This window comes from Rhodococcus sp. C1 (assembly GCF_020809065.1).
Classification (GTDB): domain Bacteria; phylum Actinomycetota; class Actinomycetes; order Mycobacteriales; family Mycobacteriaceae; genus Rhodococcus_F; species Rhodococcus_F qingshengii.
This window is the reverse complement of sequence record NZ_CP078080.1, coordinates 938,206-957,843: the sequence shown is the minus strand read 5'-3', so window position 1 is coordinate 957,843 and position 19,638 is coordinate 938,206. Positions and strand designations below refer to the sequence as shown.

At 62.8% G+C, this 19,638-nt stretch carries 20 protein-coding genes; 12 read left to right on the top strand and 8 right to left on the bottom strand.

Annotated features, from left to right (window positions below; all coding sequences use genetic code 11):
* Positions 1–319 precede the first annotated feature (319 nt).
* Genes KTR60_RS04415 through KTR60_RS04405 form a run of 3 tightly spaced genes read right to left on the bottom strand, consistent with a single transcriptional unit; the run spans position 320 to position 2,534 of the window.
* Entirely contained in the window at positions 320–811 is a 492-nt protein-coding gene (locus KTR60_RS04415) for an NUDIX domain-containing protein (RefSeq protein WP_073512098.1), read from the bottom strand.
* Between the two features lie 23 nt (positions 812–834).
* Positions 835–2,256 carry an alpha/beta hydrolase gene (locus KTR60_RS04410; protein WP_042449462.1) on the bottom strand — a complete coding sequence of 474 codons (1,422 nt, stop codon included), beginning with the start codon at positions 2,254–2,256 and terminating at the stop codon, positions 835–837.
* 5 nt (positions 2,257–2,261) lie between these two features.
* A complete protein-coding gene (locus tag KTR60_RS04405) occupies positions 2,262–2,534 on the bottom strand; it encodes a DUF2277 domain-containing protein (protein WP_003945457.1) in 273 nt (90 codons plus the stop codon).
* 132 nt (positions 2,535–2,666) lie between these two features.
* Between KTR60_RS04405 and KTR60_RS04400 the strand changes: the two genes are divergently transcribed.
* On the top strand, positions 2,667–3,545 hold the full coding sequence (locus KTR60_RS04400; protein ID WP_003945620.1) for a bile acid:sodium symporter family protein: 879 nt from the start codon (positions 2,667–2,669) through the stop codon (positions 3,543–3,545).
* Positions 3,546–3,627: 82 nt separating this feature from the next.
* Complete coding sequence (locus KTR60_RS04395) at positions 3,628–4,638, top strand: ABC transporter substrate-binding protein (RefSeq protein ID WP_228401889.1); 1,011 nt, start codon at positions 3,628–3,630, stop codon at positions 4,636–4,638.
* Between the two features lie 47 nt (positions 4,639–4,685).
* Here the strand turns inward: KTR60_RS04395 and KTR60_RS04390 are convergent, their stop codons facing one another.
* A complete protein-coding gene (locus tag KTR60_RS04390) occupies positions 4,686–5,273 on the bottom strand; it encodes a TetR/AcrR family transcriptional regulator (protein ID WP_003945528.1) in 588 nt (195 codons plus the stop codon).
* Between the two features lie 96 nt (positions 5,274–5,369).
* Between KTR60_RS04390 and KTR60_RS04385 the strand changes: the two genes are divergently transcribed.
* Entirely contained in the window at positions 5,370–6,770 is a 1,401-nt protein-coding gene (locus KTR60_RS04385) for a cytochrome P450 (protein ID WP_228401888.1), read from the top strand.
* Positions 6,771–6,867: 97 nt separating this feature from the next.
* Entirely contained in the window at positions 6,868–7,185 is a 318-nt protein-coding gene (locus tag KTR60_RS04380; protein WP_228401887.1) for a DUF4333 domain-containing protein, read from the top strand.
* Between the two features lie 54 nt (positions 7,186–7,239).
* Here the strand turns inward: KTR60_RS04380 and KTR60_RS04375 are convergent, their stop codons facing one another.
* From KTR60_RS04375 to KTR60_RS04360, 4 genes are all read right to left on the bottom strand, one after another.
* Positions 7,240–8,388, bottom strand: a complete 1,149-nt coding sequence (locus KTR60_RS04375; protein WP_007734192.1) for an acetyl-CoA C-acetyltransferase — start codon at positions 8,386–8,388, stop codon at positions 7,240–7,242.
* A gap of 11 nt (positions 8,389–8,399) precedes the next feature.
* On the bottom strand, positions 8,400–9,071 hold the full coding sequence (locus KTR60_RS04370; RefSeq protein WP_003945807.1) for a TetR/AcrR family transcriptional regulator: 672 nt from the start codon (positions 9,069–9,071) through the stop codon (positions 8,400–8,402).
* A 76-nt stretch (positions 9,072–9,147) separates the two neighbouring features.
* Entirely contained in the window at positions 9,148–9,960 is an 813-nt protein-coding gene (locus tag KTR60_RS04365; RefSeq protein WP_003945582.1) for an SDR family oxidoreductase, read from the bottom strand.
* On the bottom strand, positions 9,960–11,189 hold the full coding sequence (locus tag KTR60_RS04360) for an acyl-CoA dehydrogenase family protein (protein ID WP_007734188.1): 1,230 nt from the start codon (positions 11,187–11,189) through the stop codon (positions 9,960–9,962). The genes KTR60_RS04365 and KTR60_RS04360 overlap by 1 nt, the downstream gene beginning before the upstream one ends.
* 55 nt (positions 11,190–11,244) lie before the next feature.
* On the opposite strand from KTR60_RS04360, the gene KTR60_RS04355 reads away from it, so the two are divergent.
* From KTR60_RS04355 to KTR60_RS04320, 8 genes are all read left to right on the top strand, one after another.
* Entirely contained in the window at positions 11,245–12,786 is a 1,542-nt protein-coding gene (locus KTR60_RS04355; RefSeq protein ID WP_021332413.1) for a FadD3 family acyl-CoA ligase, read from the top strand.
* Positions 12,783–13,655, top strand: coding sequence for an enoyl-CoA hydratase (locus tag KTR60_RS04350; protein ID WP_228401886.1), 873 nt, complete (start codon positions 12,783–12,785; stop codon positions 13,653–13,655). Before KTR60_RS04355 ends, KTR60_RS04350 begins: the two co-directional genes overlap by 4 nt.
* Complete coding sequence (locus tag KTR60_RS04345; protein WP_007734181.1) at positions 13,655–14,815, top strand: acyl-CoA dehydrogenase family protein; 1,161 nt, start codon at positions 13,655–13,657, stop codon at positions 14,813–14,815. Before KTR60_RS04350 ends, KTR60_RS04345 begins: the two co-directional genes overlap by 1 nt.
* Positions 14,812–15,777, top strand: a complete 966-nt coding sequence (locus KTR60_RS04340; protein ID WP_007734178.1) for an acyl-CoA dehydrogenase family protein — start codon at positions 14,812–14,814, stop codon at positions 15,775–15,777. Before KTR60_RS04345 ends, KTR60_RS04340 begins: the two co-directional genes overlap by 4 nt.
* Complete coding sequence (locus tag KTR60_RS04335; protein WP_003945931.1) at positions 15,774–16,826, top strand: acyl-CoA dehydrogenase family protein; 1,053 nt, start codon at positions 15,774–15,776, stop codon at positions 16,824–16,826. The genes KTR60_RS04340 and KTR60_RS04335 overlap by 4 nt, the downstream gene beginning before the upstream one ends.
* Before the next feature lie 146 nt (positions 16,827–16,972).
* The gene (locus KTR60_RS04330) at positions 16,973–17,737 is read left to right on the top strand and encodes an SDR family NAD(P)-dependent oxidoreductase (protein ID WP_042449451.1); all 765 of its coding nucleotides are present in this window, start codon (positions 16,973–16,975) and stop codon (positions 17,735–17,737) included.
* 122 nt (positions 17,738–17,859) lie between these two features.
* Positions 17,860–18,525, top strand: coding sequence for a hypothetical protein (locus tag KTR60_RS04325; RefSeq protein ID WP_064112450.1), 666 nt, complete (start codon positions 17,860–17,862; stop codon positions 18,523–18,525).
* Between the two features lie 225 nt (positions 18,526–18,750).
* On the top strand, positions 18,751–19,638 hold the full coding sequence (locus tag KTR60_RS04320; RefSeq protein ID WP_007734173.1) for an alpha/beta fold hydrolase: 888 nt from the start codon (positions 18,751–18,753) through the stop codon (positions 19,636–19,638).

Below are 19,638 nucleotides of genomic sequence, written 5' to 3'. Positions count from 1 at the left end.
CAGCGTCGCACTAGCGACCTTCATGCCCCGCCTGATCCGGCCCCTCCGCCGCTGCTGTTGAAAGACATTACGGCGGTACGTGATCCGTCGGGATGACGCGGAGCGAGCGAGGTGTACTGACTCGCCTTCCGATCACGCATCAGCCCTCGGAGAGCCATCCACAATTTTTGGGCCGTCCTCGCCAACCGGTTGTGAGAACTGACCGGCGCAGCCGTAGAAGCGTACGGGATGGGGTCCTTACGCACGTAGTGCTCCATAACCCCAGCGTAGCCGTGTTTCGATGCCGAAATGTTCGTTTTCAATCGCTACCTCGCATCCCTCACTGCGACCGAACAAATCGATCCGGCGCACTCGATGGCCCATCCTTGACCAGGCGTGCAAACCGGTCGGGTAAATCGCGTGGCCCGAACACTTCTCGACCACTGTGTGACAAGAGGCGGTCAACACTCCACCACTCGAAGTGCTCGACCAGCTCGGCGGCCAGCGCTTCGCGCCCCAACGACCCACAGGGCTCGAATGCGGTCGCCACCGGCACGAGGAAGTAGTCGTTGATCGCACCACCCCAACCCGGCAATATCGCCGGGTCACGGATCTCCTCATGCCACACATGGGTGGCTGCGCCGTAGTCGCGCAAGCCGATCTCCTCGTCCAATTCGCGCGCGAGCGCCTCGGACGGGGTTTCGTCTCCTTCCAAGCCTCCGCCCGGAGGACACCAGACCGTCAGCCCGCCCCCGGGCGCGATGAATCGGTAAAGCAGAAGACGGGACTGGTCGTCAACGACCAACCCCCTGGCCGAATGCCTCAGACGCATGAGTGCCACTGTAAGCCAGCAGGTCAGGCCATAACGGCCAACTCCGGCAGTCCGGCAACCACAACCGCGAGGTTGTATCCCGACATCCGCAGTTCTCCGTTGTCCCCTGTCCTCGCGTACTCCGCATGCCCGAACGCCCGCTCGTGTTTCACTCCATCCGGGGTGATCCCCTCGGCCGTGGACAACCGATGGAACTCGGTGCGCGTCGGATCGCCACCGAAACGGCCGAACCCCGCGATACTGTCGCCTTCCGCTTTCATGACGTAGACGTGGCGGTCGGCGATACCGAGGTCCGACTCCACCTTGGCTCGCACCCCGGGTGAACCGTAGAACACCACGTCGTCGACCGCTGCGCTTGCCCCGCGTTGCAGCGCAAGAGAAGTCGCGAGGGATCCGTAGGAGTGGCCCAACGCGGTGATATGGACTCCGTCGTTGACCGACGCGGCACGAAGACCGTGAAAGAAGCTACCCAATGCGTCGGCGGCTATGCCTGCTTTGGACGATCGACTGACGTCGAAGCTGGCCCGACCGATGTCGAACTTTCCCGGCCCGATCACCTGTGGCGCGTCATATCCGATCCAGGCGATGGTGGCCACGCTTTCCTTTCGGCCGGCCAGTTCGAGTTGCCGCATCGCCTCGGCTCGTAATCGCGTTGCCTCTCCGACCATTCCGCGCATCGAGTCCTTGACGTTGGTGTTCAGTCCGGGAATCGTCACGGAGATGTGATCCGCTGTGTCCGGATCACCGATCGCAATTGCAGCGAAGCCGCGTTCGCCCGAGCGCATGTCCATGAGCAGTAACCGTCGATCAGGTTCGGCGCGAAACAACTCGTCGAGCGCGTCCAGATCCTCGAGTTTGCGTTCGGCGTACCACTGGCCCGCCCCGGTGTTACTCAGTCTGCCGCCGAAGAACTCGCGGTGAAGTTCTTGCGATATTCGGACTGAATCATCTTGCAGCCGTGCTCGTTCCGATTGAATTCGATCGAGATTGGCCGGGCTGCGAATCGCAGCAGGAATGCCGTCGAGGTTGGCGATCAGGCCTGGTGCATGACGCAACATCTGACGCTGCCGATCAGGGCTGAACGCTCGCCACTCCTCCCCCACACGCACAGCTTTGTCACGGAGGTCGGTGCCGACCTGAGACCGCAGAGACAACGCATGATGAAGATCCGCGCTGACCAGCAGTGCCTCACCGATCAATTCTCGAACTGCGACCTCGAGCAACTGGGCGTGCACGTGGAGCGGGTGACCGTCGGCGATGGGCGCAACAGCAGAGACGGTTCCATCCTGACGAATATGCAAGTCGTCGGCGACGGCCTCTTTGCGCAGCGTATCCAGCCGTCGACGGATGTCGCGAACGCGGTGAGCGACCAGAACGCCTTCCAACCCAGCAGACAGTTGATCCAAGGCTTCGACGTCCCATACGTCGATATCTGTGAGATCCACTCGGGTCAGGACGAACGAGCAGCGATCCGAGCCTGTACTTCCGGGCGACGCAACGGAGGGACGGTCTGAGGTGGCTGTCTGCGAGGCGGCAACGCACTGAGCAGGCGCGTCGTCGTTTCGGTCACCTCACGCACCGCCTGTTCGAAGGCGTCTCGGTTCGCGTCGGACACCTTGGCTATTCCGCTCACCTTACGTACGTATTGGCGAGAGGCCGCCTCGATCTCCTCCGGCGTAGCAGCGGGCTCGAGTCCACGAAGTTCAGTGATGTTTCGGCACATAATTCGACGATAACCCTGCTCACCGACGCCGTCACGGTTCGATACATCAATGTATCCAAACTGCCACGCAGATCCGGGCATCACGGTAGTTTCAGTGAAATTCCCCCAGTGACTGGAAGTAGCCACTAACTCATGGACTCTGCACTCACCTCCGTCGGCCTACCCGCCGCACTCGCCATCATCATGTTCGGCCTCGGACTTTCCTTGACGGTCGGAGATTTTGCCCGCGTGGCAAAAGCGCCGAAAGCCGTCTCGATTGCCCTGATCTGTCAGTTGTTGTTGCTCCCGGCCGCGGCCTTCGGTCTGGTCACGTTGTTCGACCTCGACCCGCTGCTCGCTGTCGGCATGATGCTCCTCGCCGCATCACCGGGCGGCACCACGGCAAACCTGTTCAGCCATCTGTTCCGCGGCGATGTCGCTCTCAATGTGACACTCACTGCGGTCAATTCGGTGATAGCGGTGGTCACCCTTCCGCTCATCACCAACTTCGCGTTGGGCTACTTCGAACCCGAGGACGCGGACGGCACCCTCGGACTGCAGTTCACGAAGGTACTTCAGGTCTTTGCCGTCGTACTGATTCCTGTCGCCCTCGGAATGTGGGTTCGATTGCGCTCGAGCGCCTTTGCCGAGCGCATGGACAAGCCCGTCCGCATCGGATCCGCGGTGGTTCTGGCACTGGTGATCGTCGGAACGGTTGTTTCCGAGCGCGAGAACATCGCGGACTATCTCGTCGACATCGGCGTCGTCGCTGCCTTGTTCTGCCTACTGAGCCTCTCGATCGGTTACGTCGTTCCCCGGATATTCGGCATCGAGGATCGTCAGGCCATCGCCAGTTCCATGGAAATCGGCATCCACAACAGCACGTTGGCGATCACCATCGCCGTCAGTCTCCTCGACAACGTGCAATTGGCAGTACCGGCCGCGGTGTACGGCGTTCTGATGTTCCCGCTCGCTGCAGCCTTCGGCGCCGCCATCACCCGAAAGTCACGGACCATGGCCGAAATCGACTAATATCAGGCGGTTTTCGATATAGGTGATCTGGTATCGCCAACCCTACGATCGATACGGACTCAGACCGAAGGGTATCGAAAAAATGCTGACCAACACACCTACCGTGCCGGACGAACGCGTCTGGCAAGAGCTAGTCGACGCACTTACCCGTCGCCAATTCGGCATCGGAGCCGGGATGGCAGCAGTCGCAACTATTCTGTCGTCCTGCAGTTCCAGCGACGGTTCAGGGGCCGATGATGACGCTCAAATGCGCACCGTCACCACGCCGTTGGGGACCTACGACATACCTACCAAACCCAAGCGGGTCTTGGCCGTCGACGCCCGAACCGACCTCGAGCTCGCCATTGCCCTGGAACTACCGGTGTTCGGATACAACATCTCGCCCGTCACCAAGTGGGTTCCCGTCGACGGCTCGGCCGAATACCTCAGCGACAAGCCCAATCTGGAGCAGATCCTCGGACTCGCACCCGATCTCATCATCTGCGTCAACGCCGACAACGAGTACTGGCCCGCCGCAAAGCTCCAAGCCATCGCTCCTGTCCTGACGACCGAATCGAAGCAGACGTGGCGGGAGAACCTGACCCGGCTCTCCGATTGGCTGGGCCGAACACCCACCATGGATCGCCTGATCACCGACTATGACGCTCTGATCACCGACATCCGCTCTCGACACGCTTCGGCGATCGCGGGCAAGACCGTCGCAAGCTTGTCCTACAGTCCGGACAAGGCCACGATCTACATCGACAGCCTGCCCGTGTCGGAGGAAACGGGAAAGAAGAATCGTCAACCCACCGACATGACGCTCGCCGATATCGGCGGAAGAACATTGAACACAACCGGTTTCGACAATCAGGGACGACTGAGCATCGAAGAGATGGATCGTCTGCAAGGCTGCGACGCGTTCATGGTTTCTGTCACAGACAGCAATGACACCACCTTCGAACAACTCTCGGACACCAAGTTGTGGCAAAGACTTCCGGCTGTGCAGGCCGGGAACGTCACCGTTCTGCAAGGAAGCACGTACTACGGGTCCATCTACACCAACATGTACGTCGCCAAGGGCTGGGACGATCTCTATTCGACGCTCGACTGATCAGACTTGTCCGTGGAAATGCCGGCCGCTCCCGCGCGGTCGGCATTTCACGTTTCGAGGTCGATGCCCAACGCTCCGGAGAGGGTCCGCAGACAGATCACTCTCAACTCTTCCTGCGGTATGGAAGGTTGATCGAGCCAGTCGAGGCAGACAGCTCGGACGAACGCGATCCATCCGCGAACTGCAACGGCAGCGAGCTGTCTTCTTTCGCCCTCGAATCCCAGTGCATCGAGGATTCGAATCTGCTGCTGTTCGAGTTCGCGCTCGACAATCGCCCGGATACCGGCCTCGGCCGAGAGCGTCCCGACGTTGATGGCGCGCACTCCCCTGCTGTGCGACTTCACGTACGCGAAGTAGGCGTCCAACCCGGCTGCCACCTGTTCGCGCACCGGTAGCGTCGCATCGGGTGCGGTCACCTCGAGCAGGTGCTGCGATTCGCGCTCGACGATTGCGGCGAAGAAGTCTCGCTTGGTCGGAAAATAGTGGTACATCAACCCGCGCGAGACGCCCGCAATCTCGGCGACCTCTTCGATCCACACATCCTCGTACGAGCGATCGGCAAAAAGTTGCGCGCCGATGTCGAGCAACTGCGTGCGCCGCTGCTCTCGGTCCAGGCGTTTTCGTGGTGCGACCATAGGCAAGTCAGATTACTACTTGACACCGATTCAGTAAGGCGTACTTTGCGTACTAGACATCAATTCAGTAAGCGATCTCACCCCGGGGGACACACAATGAGCGTCGACACCACTCCAGAGGCGACGACCGATGCTCGGATCCCGCATCCGGCGTGGCGCCTGCCGGTCCTCGGGGACGTTCTCGGGATCAATATCCGGACACCGCTGCAGAACTCCGTGAGCATCGGCCGCGAACTCGGCCCGATCTTCGAGAGAAATGTCCTGGGAAATCGCTTCGTCTTCGCCTCGGGCGCGGACATGGTGGCAGAACTGTCCGACGAGTCCCGGTTCGCGAAGCACCTTGCACCTGGAGTCAAAGCACTCCGCGGAATCGGCGGCGACGGCCTGTTCACGGCGTACAACCACGAACCCAACTGGGGCAAGGCGCACAATCTCCTGGCCCCGGCGTTCAGCCAGACTGCGATGCGCTCGTACCACCGCACCATGCTCGACGTGGCCGGCGAGTTGGTCGACCATTGGGACAGTCGTGAAAGCGACTCCCCCATCGACGTCTCCGCAGACATGACCAAGCTGACGTTGGAGACCATCGGACGCACTGGATTCAGCTACTCGTTCGACTCCTTCGAGCGTGAAGAACAGCATCCGTTCGTCAAGGCAATGGTCGGCGCACTCTCCCATTCGCAGCGCACGACGTTCCTGAAGTCGACCGCCCTCGGGCGAGTGCTCGCACGTCGCGCCGATCAACGTGACGAGGTCCGCAAGGCGTACATGGCCGAGGTTGTGGACGAAGTGATCCGTGCCCGGCGGACAAGTACCGAACCGGGGCCCGAAGATCTTCTCGAACTGATGCTGCGGGCGGCACGCGAGAACGATCCCAACTGTATCGACGAACTGAACATCCGCCATCAGGTCGTGACCTTCCTCGTCGCCGGACACGAAACGACCTCCGGCGCATTGTCGTTCGCGCTGTACTACCTGTCACGAAACCCTGACGTGCTGGCCAAGGCGCAAGCCGAGGTCGACAAGGTATGGGAGGGCGAGGAGCCCGCCTTCGAGAAGATCGCGAAACTTCGATACGTACGACGCGTCCTCGACGAATCATTGCGTCTGTGGCCGACCGCTCCCGCCTACGGGCGCGCGGCGCTCGAAGACACGACGCTCGTCGGCAAGTATCCGATGAAGAAGGGCGATTGGATGCTCGTGCTCATCCCGTCACTTCATCGTGATCCGGTGTGGGGCAACGATCCCGAGGCGTTCGATCCGGATCGCTTCCTGCCTGCCAACATCAAAGCCAGGCCGGCGCACGTGTACAAGCCATTCGGAACGGGTGAACGCGCCTGCATCGGAAGACAATTCGCCATTCACGAAGCGGTCCTCGTGTTGGGCACCATCTTGCAGAAATACACGATCGAGGCCGATCCGGACTACGAGTTGAAGGTAGCCGAACGGCTCACCCTGATGCCCGAAGGCTTCAACTTGACGGTCCGCCGACGCTGACCTCGCAAAACTGCGTCGCGCAACTCGGTTGAACAGTCCCGAATGCGGTAATCCCTGAGGTGGCAGCAGCGAGCACCGGCGCACTCTGGGAGTTCACATGACAAAGAGGCCTGCAGTGGGAATCGTCTTACTCTCGGCGGCATTGGCCACGGGAGCTTGCTCGGCAAGCGTCGGGACGCCGCAAGTGGACAAGTCCGAAGTCGCAAGTCATATCTCCACTCAACTAGCCGAGAAGATCGGCGAGCCACCCGACGACGTGACGTGTCCGGAGAACCTCGACGCCGAAGTCGGCGCATCGATCACGTGCATCCTGACCGAGCAGGGCACCGAATACGACGTCACAGCTACCGTGACCAGCGTTGACGGTGAAAGTGCGAACTTCGACATCAAGGTTGCGGATGTGCCGAACAACTAACTGCTGTGCGCCTTTATTAACCGCCGGGGGTTAATAAAGGCGCACAGCAAGGCGTCAGAGACGCTCGATAATCGTCGCGTTCGCGGTGCCGCCACCTTCACAGATGGTCAGCAGGCCGTAACGACCGCCGGTGCGCTCGAGTTCGTTGAGCAGGGTTGCCATCAGCTTGGTGCCGGTCGCGCCGAGCGGGTGACCGAGTGCGATCGCGCCGCCGTTGACGTTGACCTTGGCCGGATCTGCGCCGATTTCCTTGATCCAGGCCAGGACGACCGGGGCGAAAGCTTCGTTGATCTCGACGATGTCGATGTCGTCGATGCTCAGGCCGGCCTTCGCGAGAGCATGCTTCGTGGCCGGGATCGGCGCACTGAGCATGAAGATCGGGTCGTCGCCGCGTGCGCTGAGGTGATGAATCCGGGCGCGGGGCTTGAGGTTGTACTTCTCCACCGCTTCCGCCGACGCCAGCAGCAGCGCACTCGCACCGTCGGAGATCTGGCTGGCCACTGCCGCGGTCATGCGTCCGTCTTCGACGAGAACCTTGAGCGTCGCCATCTTCTCGAGGCTGGTCTCGCGGGGTCCTTCGTCGACGGTCGCGTCGCCCATGGCGACGATCTCGTTGTCGAAACGACCCGCGGCGATTGCAGCCTTGGCGCGCTCATGGCTCTGCAGGGCCCACTTCTCGAGCTCTTCGCGGCTGATGTCCCACTTCTCGGCGATCATTTCGGCGCCCTTGAACTGCGAGACCTCTTGGTCACCGTAGCGCTCGGTCCAACCGACCGAACCCGAAGTCGGCGTGTCGAATCCGTACTGCTGACCGACGATCATCGCTGCCGAGATCGGAATCTGGCTCATGTTCTGAACGCCGCCGGCAACGATCAGATCCGCGGTGCCCGACAGGATGGCCTGAGCGCCGAAGTGCACTGCCTGCTGGCTCGAACCGCACTGACGGTCGACGGTCACCCCGGGAACGTGCTCCGGGAATCCCGCTGCGAGCCAGGACATACGGGCGATGTTGCCGGCCTGGCCGCCGATGGCGTCGACGCAACCGAAGATCACGTCGTCGACGTCACTGGGGTCGATACCGGTGCGCTCGACCAGTGCCTTGACGACGTGCGCACCGAGATCGATGGGGTGCACGCCGGACAGCGCGCCGCCCCTCTTGCCGATCGGTGTGCGAATGGCGTCGACGATGTAAACCTCGGACATAGCGTTAGCTCCTAGTTTCGTTGTGCAGCAATAGTTCTTGAAGTTGATTCAGCAATAGCGTCTGAAGTTGTGGCCGGATCGGAGAGCCCGTCGAGCACGATCGCGAGATATTGAGCCGCGACGGCGTGAGCCGAGAGGGATCCACCAGGGCGGTACCAGCGAACCGCGACCCACACGGTGTCGCGCATGAAGCGGAAGACCAATTCGACGTCGATGTCGGAGCGGAAGGTCCCGTCCGCGACGCCGGCTTCGAGGACGCCGACCCACAGGTCCCGGAATTCGGTGTTGCGCTCGGCCAGGTAAGCGAAGCGCTCGTTCCCGACGAGGTGCTTGACCTCGTCCTGGTAGATCGCCACAGCCGAATGTGAGGCGTCGATGGCCTCGTACGACGTCACGACCAGTGCTTCGAGCGTCGCGCGACTGTCCAACCCCGCCGCGACGATCTCGCGGTATTTTCCGAAGAGTTCGTCGAGGAACTGGTGCAGGATCTCGTCGACCATCGACTCCTTGGAATCGAAATGGTGATACAGGCTGCCGGACAGGATCCCGGCGGCGTCGGCGATGTCGCGGACGGTCGTCGCGCGCACTCCGCGATCGGCGAAGAGCCCCGCCGCGATCTCGAGCAGCTCGTCGCGGCGCCCGGACTTGCCGTTTGATTCGTCGGAATTTCGAGGTGGCGTCATGTATTCAATCCTATCCAGGGCCTTCCCCTGTGCGCGGTCAGCGAGTCCAGGGGCTCCTTAACCGCGCACGGGGACGCTAGGCCCTCTGCGAAGAAACGGAGACGATCTCGCCGGTCATGTAGGTGGAGTAATCGCTGGCGAGCATCGCGATGACCGTTGCGATCTCCCAGACCTCCGCGGCGCGGCCGTAGGCCTCACCGGAAGCCAACTGGTCGAGCAGTTCCTCACTGGTGACCTTCGCCAGGAACGCGTGACGCGCAATGGAAGGCGAGACCGCGTTGATACGGACTCCGTACTCCGCTGCTTCGATGGCGCTGCACCGAGTCAGCGCCATGACGCCGGCCTTGGCTGCGGCGTAGTGCGCCTGGGAATGCTGCGCGCGCCAACCGAGAACGGACGCGTTGTTCACCAGAACACCGCCGTGGGGAACGCTCTTGAAGTACCGCAGGGCGGCGCGCGTCGAACGGAAGGTGCTGTTGAGGGTGATGTCGAGAACGCGATCCCACTGATCGTCCGTCATGTCGACGACGGGAGTTTCACCGCCAAGGCCCGCGTTGTTGACGACGATGTCGATACGTCCCAACTTCTCGGCGGCGCCGACGAACAACGCGTCGACCTGCTCGGTGCTCGATACATCGCAGATGATCGATTCGACCTGCTGACCGGGGAATTCGGCCTTCAGCTTCTCCACCGTCTCGCCGAGTCGACGCTCGTGGAAGTCGGAGACGAGAACGTCGCCGCCCTCGAGAAGCACCCTGCGCGCAGTGGAGAAACCGATGCCGGTTCCGGCTGCGGCGGTGATGATCGCCTTCTTGCCCGCGAGCAGTCCGTGGCCCGGGGTTTCCTCCGGCGCAACGGAAAGCGGGGACGCGGCTTTGGTGTCAGACATTAACGGGCCTCTCGGGGAAGACCGAGCACGCGCTCGGAAATGATGTTGCGCTGAATTTCGTTGGAGCCGCCGTAAATCGTGTCGGCGCGGGTGAAGAGGAAGAGGCGTTGCCATTCGTCGAGCTCGAGGTGCTCGGGATCGGTGATGTCCGAGGCATTGCCTTCGGAATCCGCCCACGGTGCAACCAACGACGACGCACCCTGCACGTCCATCGCCAGCTGTCCCAGATCACGATGCCAGTTGGCCCACAACAGTTTTGCGACGGACGCTTCTCCGCCACCGGTTCCGGCGTCGACCGCGTCGAGAGTGCGCATCGCGTGGGCGCGCATCACGCGCAGTCCGACCCACGCGCGGGCGATCTTTTCGCGAATGTGCGGATCCTGGTCACTGCCATTGGCTTTCGCCAGGTCGACGACGCCTTGGAGCTCGCGGGCAAATCCGATCTGCTGTCCGAGCGTCGATACACCGCGCTCGAAGGTGAGCAGCCCCATCGCGATCTTCCAGCCCTCGCCGGGTTCCCCGACCACCAGATCGGCATCGGTGACGGCGTCGTCGAAGAAGACCTCGTTGAACTCCGATGTGCCGGTGAGCTGCTGAATGGGCCGAACTGTCACACCGGGCTGATCCAACGGGACAAGCAGGAAGCTCAACCCCTGGTGACGCTTGGAGCCCACCTCGGTGCGGCAGACCACGAAGCACCACTGCGCGACGTGAGCCAGTGAGGTCCACACCTTCTGGCCGTTGATGATCCACTTGCCGTCTTCGAGGCGTGCGGTCGTGGAGACGTTCGCGAGGTCGGAACCGGCGCCGGGCTCGGAGTAGCCCTGCGACCACAGTTCACTGACCGTGTTGATGCCAGGAAGGAATCGGCGCTTCTGCTCGTCGGTGCCGTACGCGATCAGCGTCGGGCCGAGCAGCTCTTCACCGATGTGGCTGACGCGAGCGGGCGCACCGGCCTTCGCGTACTCCTGATGGAAGATGACCTGCTGGGAGATGCTTGCTCCCCGCCCGCCGAACTCCTTCGGCCACCCGAGGCACGTCCACCCCGACGCTGCGAGGTGCTTGTCCCACTCGAGTCGTTGCTCGAAGAACTCGTGCTCACTGCCGGGGCCGCCCTTACCCTTGAGCTGGGCGAATTTGCCCGTCAAGTTCTCGGCCAACCACTGCGCGACCGTGGCCGCAAACTCGTCGTCCGTCATCTGCCCGTCCGGGCTCTCGCTCTGGTCCACATATGTAAGATAACCTACCAAGCACTTGCTAGGTAGCGTGTCAGGTAGGAGTCCAGTGACCGAACAACCGAGAACCATCCCATCAGCCCTCATCCGGGCCGCCGAGGAGTTCGGTGAGCGCGCGGCTATCGCCGATGGCGACACCCGACTGACCTTCGCACAGCTACATCAGCGCGTCCGCGATTTCGCCGGCGCACTGATCAACCGTGGGGTGAAGGCAGGCGACCGCGTCGTCATCTGGGCGCCCAACACGTACCACTGGGTGATCGCCCTGCTCGGCGCTCAGTACGCCGGCGCAGCCATCATCCCGATCAACACGCGCTACACCGGCACCGAAGCACTCGACATCATCGAGCGCGTCGACGCAGCTGCCCTGGTGGTCGTCGGCACGTTCCTCAAGGCCGACCGGTACCAGCAGTTGCTCGACGCCAATCCGGACCTGAGGATCCCCACCGTCATCCAGGTACCGATCGACGGGGACGACGACCGTGACGGCGTCATCGAGTTCGAGGACTTCCTCGCGCTCGCCACCGACGCCGCCCGCACCGAAGCCGACGCGCGTGCTGCGAAGGTGCAGCCAGACGACGTCAGCGACATCCTCTTCACCTCCGGCACCACGGGGCGCAGCAAGGGTGCGATCACCGCGCATCGTCAGTCCATCGCTGTCGCCAAGTCGTGGGGTGAATGCGCCGAGGTCACCGCCGACGACAACTTCCTCATCATCAGCCCGTTCTTCCACACCTTCGGGTACAAGGCCGGAATCCTGGTCTGCCTGTTGAACGGTGCGACGATCGTGCCGGTGTCCGTCTTCAACATCGACGACACCCTCGCATTGGTCAGCAGCGAGAAGATCAGCATCCTGCCCGGCGCCCCGACGATCTACCAGACCATCCTCGATCATCCCCGCCGCAGCGAATACGACCTGTCCTCGCTCCGCATCGCGATCACGGGCGCAGCACCCGTGCCGGTTGCTCTCGTCGAGCGCATGCAAGCAGAGCTTTTCGACGCCGTCCTCACGGCATACGGTTTGACCGAGGCAGTGGTTGCGACCATGTGCCGCACCGACGACGACCCGGTCACCGTCTCCACCAGTTCCGGCCGCGCGACAGCCGATTTCGAGGTCAAGATCGGCGACCAAGGCGAGATCCTGCTTCGCGGACCGAACGTCATGCTCGGGTACCTCGACGACCCGGAATCCACCGCCAAGGCAATCGACGTCGACGGCTGGCTGCACACCGGAGACGTCGGAACCCTCGACGAGCGCGGATATCTCGACATCACCGACCGTCTGAAAGACATGTACGTCAGCGGCGGATTCAACGTCTACCCCGCCGAGATCGAGGGCATGTTGGCTCGCCTGCCCGGCGTCCACGAGTCTGCTGCCATCGGCATCCCCGATCACCGGATGGGAGAGGTGGGCCGCGTCTACATCGCCCAACTCGACGGTGCCGGCCTCACCGAAGAGTCGGTGATCGCTTTCCTCAAGGAGAAGATCGCAGGCTTCAAGGTGCCTCGCGAGGTGCGCTTCGTCGATCACCTGCCTCGTAACCCTTCGGGCAAGGTCCTCAAAACGGTTCTGCGCGAGGAACAATCATGACCGTTCCCTTCGAAGCCGACGTCGTGACCTACGAGGTTCGTGACTCGGTCGCCGTCGTGACCTTGAATCGACCCGACTACCGCAACGCCCAGAACTCGGTGGTCACGTACGCCCTCGACGCGGCATTCCAGCGCGCCGTCGAAGACGACGAGGTGAAGGTGATCGTCCTGGCAGGCAACGGACCTCACTTCAGTGCCGGTCACGACCTGGGAACTCCGGGACGCGACCATCACGTCGAGTACGAGAACAAGGCCACCATGTGGTGGGATCACGTCGACAAGCCAGGCGGTGACCAGCGTTTCGCCCGCGAGATGGAGGTCTACCTGGGCATGTGCCGCCGTTGGCGGGAGATCCCCAAGCCCACCATCGCGATGGTCCAAGGCGCCTGCATTGCCGGTGGGCTCATGCTCGCCTGGGTCTGCGACATGATCGTCGCGGCCGACGACGCCTTCTTCTCCGATCCCGTTGTCCGCATGGGCATCCCCGGCGTCGAATACTTCGCGCACCCGTGGATGGTCGGTTCACGATTCGCCAAGGAAATGCTCTTCACCGGCGATCGGTTCACCGCGCAACGTGCATACGAAATCGGCATGGTGAACCGCGTCGTCGCCCGCAAGCATCTCGAGAAGGAGACGTTCGAGCTCGCCGGACGTATCGCCGAGATGCCGCGCTTCGGACTGGCTTTGACCAAGAAGGCCGTCAATCAGTGCGAGGATCAGATGGGGATGCGCAACGGCATCGACTCCGTCTTCGGTCTGCATCACTTCGCTCACGCTCACAACGCCGAAGTCGGCAAAGACTCGCTTGGTGGTCTCGACGCCAAAGCTATGGCTGCCAGTGCTCGCGCACCGCAGGAAGGAACAAAATAGTGGATCTCGTATTCGACGACGCCACAACCGCATTCCGTGACGAGGTTCGCTCGTTCCTGGAAGCGAATGTGCCCGCGACTCCCCTGAAGTCGATGGATACCGCCGAAGGCTTCGAAGAGCACCGTCAGTGGGAGCACACACTCGCCGACGCCGGCTACGCCGTCGTCTCCTGGCCCAAGGAACTCGGCGGACGCGATGCGTCCCTGCTCGAATGGGTCATCTTCGAGGAGGAGTACTACCGCTCGGGCGCGCCCGGCCGCGTAAGCCAGAACGGTATCTTCTTGTTGGCTCCCACACTGTTCGAGCATGCAAATGCCGAGCAGTTGGCTCGCATCATGCCGCGCATGGCTCGTGCCGACGACATCTGGGCCCAGGCCTGGTCCGAGCCCGAGTCCGGTTCCGACCTCGCAAGCCTGCGTTCGAGTGCGAAGAAGGTCGACGGCGGCTGGCTGCTCAACGGTCAGAAGACGTGGAGCTCACGCGCGAGTTACGCCGACTGGGGCTTCGGCTTGTTCCGCTCCGATCCGGATGCGCAGCGCCACAAGGGCATCACGTATTTCATGTTCGACCTCCGGTCGAAGGGTGTCACCGTTCGCCCGATCGATCAGCTCGACGGTGAGCCCGGCTTCGCCGAGATCTTCCTCGAAGACGTCTTCGTTCCGGACGACCCGGCCAACCCAGGTGAGTCGGGTGTGATCGGAAACGTCAACGAAGGTTGGCGGGTCGCGATGAGCACCGCGAGCAACGAGCGTGGTCTCTCGCTGCGCAGCCCCGGCCGCTTTCTCGCCACCGTCGACCGCCTGCTCGAGCTGTACAAGTCCAGCGGACGCACCGACGACAGCGCTCTGCGCAACCAGGTCGCCGACGCCTGGATCGGCGCTCGCGCTTACCAACTCAACACATTCGGCACCGTCACCCGTCTGGCCGACGGTGGACAGCTCGGCGCCGAGTCCTCGATCAACAAGGTCTTCTGGTCCGAGTGGGATATCGCCACCCACGAGACTGCTCTCGAACTTCAGGGCCCTGAAGCCGAGTTGGCCGACAACTGGATGGACGGATACCTGTTCTCCCTGTCCGGCCCAATCTACGCAGGCACCAACGAGATTCAGAAAAACGTCATCGCTGAGCGTCTGCTCGGCCTACCGAAGGCGGACCGATGAGATTCGCGCTCGACTCCTCCCACCAGGACTTCGCTGCAAGCATCGATGCACTGCTGACCAAGTCCGACATGCCCGCCGTCATCCGTTCGTGGAACGACGGTGACACCGAGCCGGGCAAGAAGCTCTGGCAGCGCCTCGCCGAGACCGGCGTCAACGGTCTCGTCATCTCCGAAGAGCACGACGGACTCGGCGCCGACGCCGTCGACCTGGTCGTTGCGCTCGAACAGCTCGGTCGGCACGCAGTACCCGGACCGGTCGTCGAAACGATCGCCGTGGCGCCGACGCTCCTGGCTTCCGTTGCACCGGAACGTCTCTCTGCTCTCGCCGAGGGTTCGCTGGCAACTGTCGCAGCTCCCCCGCGCACACCGTTCGCGCTCGACGCCGATGCGGTGGATCTGGTTCTGCTCGCGCAGGACGGTGCCGTATCACTCGGCGTCCCTGGCGAAGCCAAGGCATCGGTGGATCTCTCCCGCAAGCTCTACGAGGTTTCAGCCGGCGAATCGCTGGGCTCCGCCGACTTCTCGGCCGCCTTCGACATGGGCGCTCTTGCCACTGCCGCGCAGTTGCAGGGCCTGGGCCAGACACTGCTCGAGGTCACCACCGAATACGCGAAGCAGCGCAAGCAGTTCGGCAAGGTCATCGGACAGTTCCAGGCCATGAAGCACCACCTGGCCGAGGTTGCCGTCTCCCTCGAGATGGCTCGCCCCCTGCTGCACGGCGCCGCACTGTCGGTTCGCGATCAGTCGGCCGACGCCTCGCGTGACATCTCTGCGGCCAAGGTCGCGTGCGGGGATGCTGCGTACAAGGCCGCTCGCGTCGGACTCCAGGTTCACGGCGCCATCGGCTACACGATGGAACACGATCTCTCCTTGTGGCTCACCAAGGTACGGGCGCTGCTCACCGCGTGGGGCACACCGTCCGAGCATCGCGCACGCGTCGTCGAAGCGCTGGTTGCATCATGAGCATCGACACCGAAGACCAGGCAGCATTGCGCGCATCGGTACGCGATCTCCTGAGCAAGCATTCCGACTCCGCTGCCGTCCGCGCCGCCATCACCACCGAGATCGGCTACGACGCCGCTTTGTGGAGCAAGCTGTGCGAGCAGATCGGCGTCGCCGCGTTGGCGATTCCGGAGGAGTTCGACGGCGTCGGAGCAGGTTTGGGCGAGGTACATGTGGTCCAGGAGGAATTGGGCCGCACGCTGACCCCGTCACCGATGCTGGGTTCGGCGATTCTTGCCGCACAGGCACTGCTGCTTTCCGGTGACAACGACGCATGCTCGCGACTGCTGCCCGGTGTCGCGTCCGGCGAGAGCACGCTCGCTCTGTGCTGGGCAGGTGCCGCGGGTTGGAGCACCTTCGGCGTCGAGGCAACCGAAGACGCGTTGACCGGCACGGCGTCGTACGTCCTCGACGGACACGTCGCAGACACCCTGCTCGTTCTGACGGCCGACGGGTTCTACGAAGTGGATCCAGCGGCCGAAGGCGTCTCCCGCCGACGCGTCCCCACCATGGATCCGACGCGAACGCTGGCGGAGGTCACGTTCTCCGGTGTTCGTGGTCGGCCACTGGAGTGGTCCGAAGATCTGGTCGATCGGATCCGAACCGTCGTTCTGATCGCCTTGTCTGCTGAACAGGTCGGAGCGGCAGCAGCGATCGTCGAACAGACCGTGGAATACACCAAGTCGCGCAAGCAGTTCGGTCGCGCGATCGGTTCTTTCCAGGCCCTCAAACATCGGATGGCCGATATGTACACGTTGGTCGAGACGGCGCGCTCGATGACGTACGCCGCCGTGGCGACGCAGTCGGCGGACGACGCGGCAGTGGCGAAGGTCTACTGCTCGGAAGCCTTGCAGCAGATCACCTCCGAAGCGGTTCAGTTGCACGGCGGAATCGCAATCACCTGGGAGCACGACGCTCAGCTGTACTTCAAGCGTGCACACGGCAGCGCTCAGCTCTTCGGTCAGCCGAGCACCTACCTGCCGAGCCTCGCGCAGGCAGCGGGCCTCTAGGAGACGTCGGTGCTTGTTCGCTCGGGATTGCGAGCGAACAAGCACCACTGGTGCCCAGTCAGTGGAATGCCCAGCAGATTAATAGCTCTGGATCGCGCAGAATCGGTCACCAGACAGCTGTCCATCCCACAGACCGGAGTTTTCTCGTGAATCGATTCGACGACAAGCGCGTCCTCATCAGCGGCGCAGGATCCGGAATCGGCCAGGCCACCGTTGCCCGCATCCTGGCAGAAGGTGGCACCGTCGTCGCCGCCGACATTTCCGAGACCGGCCTCGAACAGACGCTGAACACCGCGAAGGACGCAGGACACTCCGATCGCCTGACCACGGTGAAGGTCGACATCTCCAGCGAAGAGTCTGTTCGCGAACAGGTCGGCGCTGCGATCAAGGCTCTGGGCGGGCTCGACGTGCTGGTCAATGCGGCGGGCATTCTGCGCTCCGCGCACACCCACGAGATGACACTCGATTTCTGGAACACCGTCATCGGGGTCAACCTCACCGGAACATTCCTCATGACGAGGGAGTCCCTGCCGGCACTGCTCGAAAGCGGAGCAGGCGTCGTGGTCAACTTCAGTTCCACATCGGCGACCTTCGCCCACCCGTACATGACGGCATATGCGGCGTCGAAGGGTGGAATCCAATCCTTCACGCACGCACTTGCACTCGAGTACAGCAAGCAGGGCCTTCGCGCCGTGGCCGTCGCACCCGGCAGCATCGCTTCGGGCATGACCTCCGATCCCGGCTTCCCGGCCGACATCGACTTCACGCTGCTCGGCAAGCTGGCCCCGGCAATCGGTGAGGGTTTCGCTCCCCCGTCCGCGGTCGCCGGCGTGATCGCGATGCTCGCTTCCGAGGACGGCTCGTTTGTCACCGGAACGGAAATCCGCATCGACGGCGGCACGCATATGTGACCACTTGCTGTGCGCCTTTATTAACCGCCGGCGGTTAATAAAGGCGCACAGCAGCGAGGCGGCATACTTATCTCGTCGCCCGGAACCGGTCCGGCGGTACGACGTGCGGTGGGGAGCCAGCGGTGAGCGAGTCAACAGGCACTACGAACCTCGAGCCCGTGCTGATCAGTCCCGTCGTCGGCGGAAAGATCCGCACCTGGTCCGAGGACGAGACCCGCTTGTGGAGCGTCGACGATCCCGCGGCGCTCGGCGCACAGTTGGGACGCGGTCTCGTAGCCCGTACGACCCTGCCGGACAACAAGTTCCGAGAGGTTGCGTTTCTGGATACCCAGACCCAGGTCCTCACTGTGCAGCCGCGCTTCGCTTCCCCTGACAGCACTGCACTTGCCGCACCGTTCAAGCTCACCGAGGCGTCGGCCCCGACGTCCGACGCTTGGGAAGATCTCGAATCGGTACTCGCGTCGGTCGCGATCTCCGCTGCTGGACGTGGCGAATTCTGGCTCGCGGAACTCGGCGGGTGGGATTCTCCGCACGAGCCGAACTGCCTCTTCACGACCGTCGACGAATCGGGACTGGCCAACGCGGTCGTGGAGGCCACCCCCGCGCCCGCCGGAACCGGCGTCTGGCCGGAGGTTCCGAGCGGACAAACCGGCGTTTCCGTTTCGGCACCAGCCTCACAGGACACCATCGAGGCTGCCGGAATCTTCGCGGTATCAGCGATCGAGACGTGGGGCGTCACACCGTGGGACATCAACCTCACTTTCGGCAAACTGGTCGATTTCGCCTGATCAGCGGCGCCGACACACGGCGGTGAGTTGTACGTCTCCCCTCAGCCGACGGCTCACGGTTCGTCACAACACGCCCGATGGCGACGACATCGGGCCCCTCGGTGGGCATACTGAGGGAACTGGGGTTACTCCCGGTCACAAATACCCGTGGATCCGCGTCGGGGCGGGTGCGGTCCGACAACACGCGAGCAGCCACAGACACTGGCGGCTCCGAAAGGTTCAATCATGGCAACCGACCAATTGCAGACGGTTGTATTGCACGGCGACCAGCTCAAATACGTCGACCAAGGCAGTGGCCCCGTTGTGGTGCTCATTCACGGCCTACTGGGCGCGCACTCCAATTGGGAGCCGCAGATCGAGACACTCTCGCGCCACTACCGTGTCATCGCTCCTGACCTCTTCGGACACGGTGCGTCGGACAAGCCTGCCGGCGACTACTCACTCAGCGCTCACGCCGCCACTGTGCGTGACCTCCTCGAGGCCCTCGACATTCCGTCGGCCACCCTCGTCGGCCACTCCCTCGGTGGTGGGATCGCGATGCAGACGCTGTATCTCTTCCCCGAGCGTGTGGAGCGGCTGTGCCTGGTAGCCAGCGGCGGACTCGGCCCCGAGGTGAGCCCACTCCTGCGCGCAGCAACTCTGCCCGGCAGCGAACTGGTACTTCCCGTCCTCGCGTCCCGGACGCTGACCGACGTGACAGACAAAGCGCTCGGACTTTTCAACAAGATCGGCCTGTTCAAGCTCGGTGCCAGCGCGAGTGAGGCCCGTAAGAGCTTTGCTTCGGTATCGGACGCGTCGACACGTCAGGCATTTCTGGCGACCGCGCGATCGGTCATCAACTACAACGGCCAAACCGTCAATGCCACTCCGCATTTCGCCAACTTCAAGAACCTGCAGGCACTACTGGTGTGGGGCGAGGAAGACACCATCATCCCCAACGCCCACACCGAGAATGCTCGCGCCGAACTACCGCTGGGGCGGGTGGAGATATTCAAGCGCGCCGGGCATTTCCCGCACCTTGACTATCCGGATCGCTTCGACCGTGTCTTCTCCGAATTCATGACGGACTGCGGAGTCGGTATCGGCACCGGACCCAAGGCCGTCAGCAGCTGA

Excerpts from the sequence above, each read along its gene's own strand:
- KTR60_RS04415 (WP_073512098.1), bottom strand. The coding sequence starts at position 811 with ATGCGTCTGAGGCATTCGGCCAGGGGGTTGGTCGTTGACGACCAGTCC.
- KTR60_RS04405 (WP_003945457.1), bottom strand. The coding sequence starts at position 2,534 with ATGTGCCGAAACATCACTGAACTTCGTGGACTCGAGCCCGCTGCTACG.
- KTR60_RS04400 (WP_003945620.1), top strand. The coding sequence starts at position 2,667 with ATGGACTCTGCACTCACCTCCGTCGGCCTACCCGCCGCACTCGCCATC.
- KTR60_RS04395 (WP_228401889.1), top strand. The coding sequence starts at position 3,628 with ATGCTGACCAACACACCTACCGTGCCGGACGAACGCGTCTGGCAAGAG.
- KTR60_RS04390 (WP_003945528.1), bottom strand. The coding sequence starts at position 5,273 with ATGGTCGCACCACGAAAACGCCTGGACCGAGAGCAGCGGCGCACGCAG.
- KTR60_RS04385 (WP_228401888.1), top strand. The coding sequence starts at position 5,370 with ATGAGCGTCGACACCACTCCAGAGGCGACGACCGATGCTCGGATCCCG.
- KTR60_RS04380 (WP_228401887.1), top strand. The coding sequence starts at position 6,868 with ATGACAAAGAGGCCTGCAGTGGGAATCGTCTTACTCTCGGCGGCATTG.
- KTR60_RS04375 (WP_007734192.1), bottom strand. The coding sequence starts at position 8,388 with ATGTCCGAGGTTTACATCGTCGACGCCATTCGCACACCGATCGGCAAG.
- KTR60_RS04370 (WP_003945807.1), bottom strand. The coding sequence starts at position 9,071 with ATGACGCCACCTCGAAATTCCGACGAATCAAACGGCAAGTCCGGGCGC.
- KTR60_RS04365 (WP_003945582.1), bottom strand. The coding sequence starts at position 9,960 with ATGTCTGACACCAAAGCCGCGTCCCCGCTTTCCGTTGCGCCGGAGGAA.
- KTR60_RS04350 (WP_228401886.1), top strand. The coding sequence starts at position 12,783 with ATGACCGTTCCCTTCGAAGCCGACGTCGTGACCTACGAGGTTCGTGAC.
- KTR60_RS04340 (WP_007734178.1), top strand. The coding sequence starts at position 14,812 with ATGAGATTCGCGCTCGACTCCTCCCACCAGGACTTCGCTGCAAGCATC.
- KTR60_RS04335 (WP_003945931.1), top strand. The coding sequence starts at position 15,774 with ATGAGCATCGACACCGAAGACCAGGCAGCATTGCGCGCATCGGTACGC.
- KTR60_RS04320 (WP_007734173.1), top strand. The coding sequence starts at position 18,751 with ATGGCAACCGACCAATTGCAGACGGTTGTATTGCACGGCGACCAGCTC.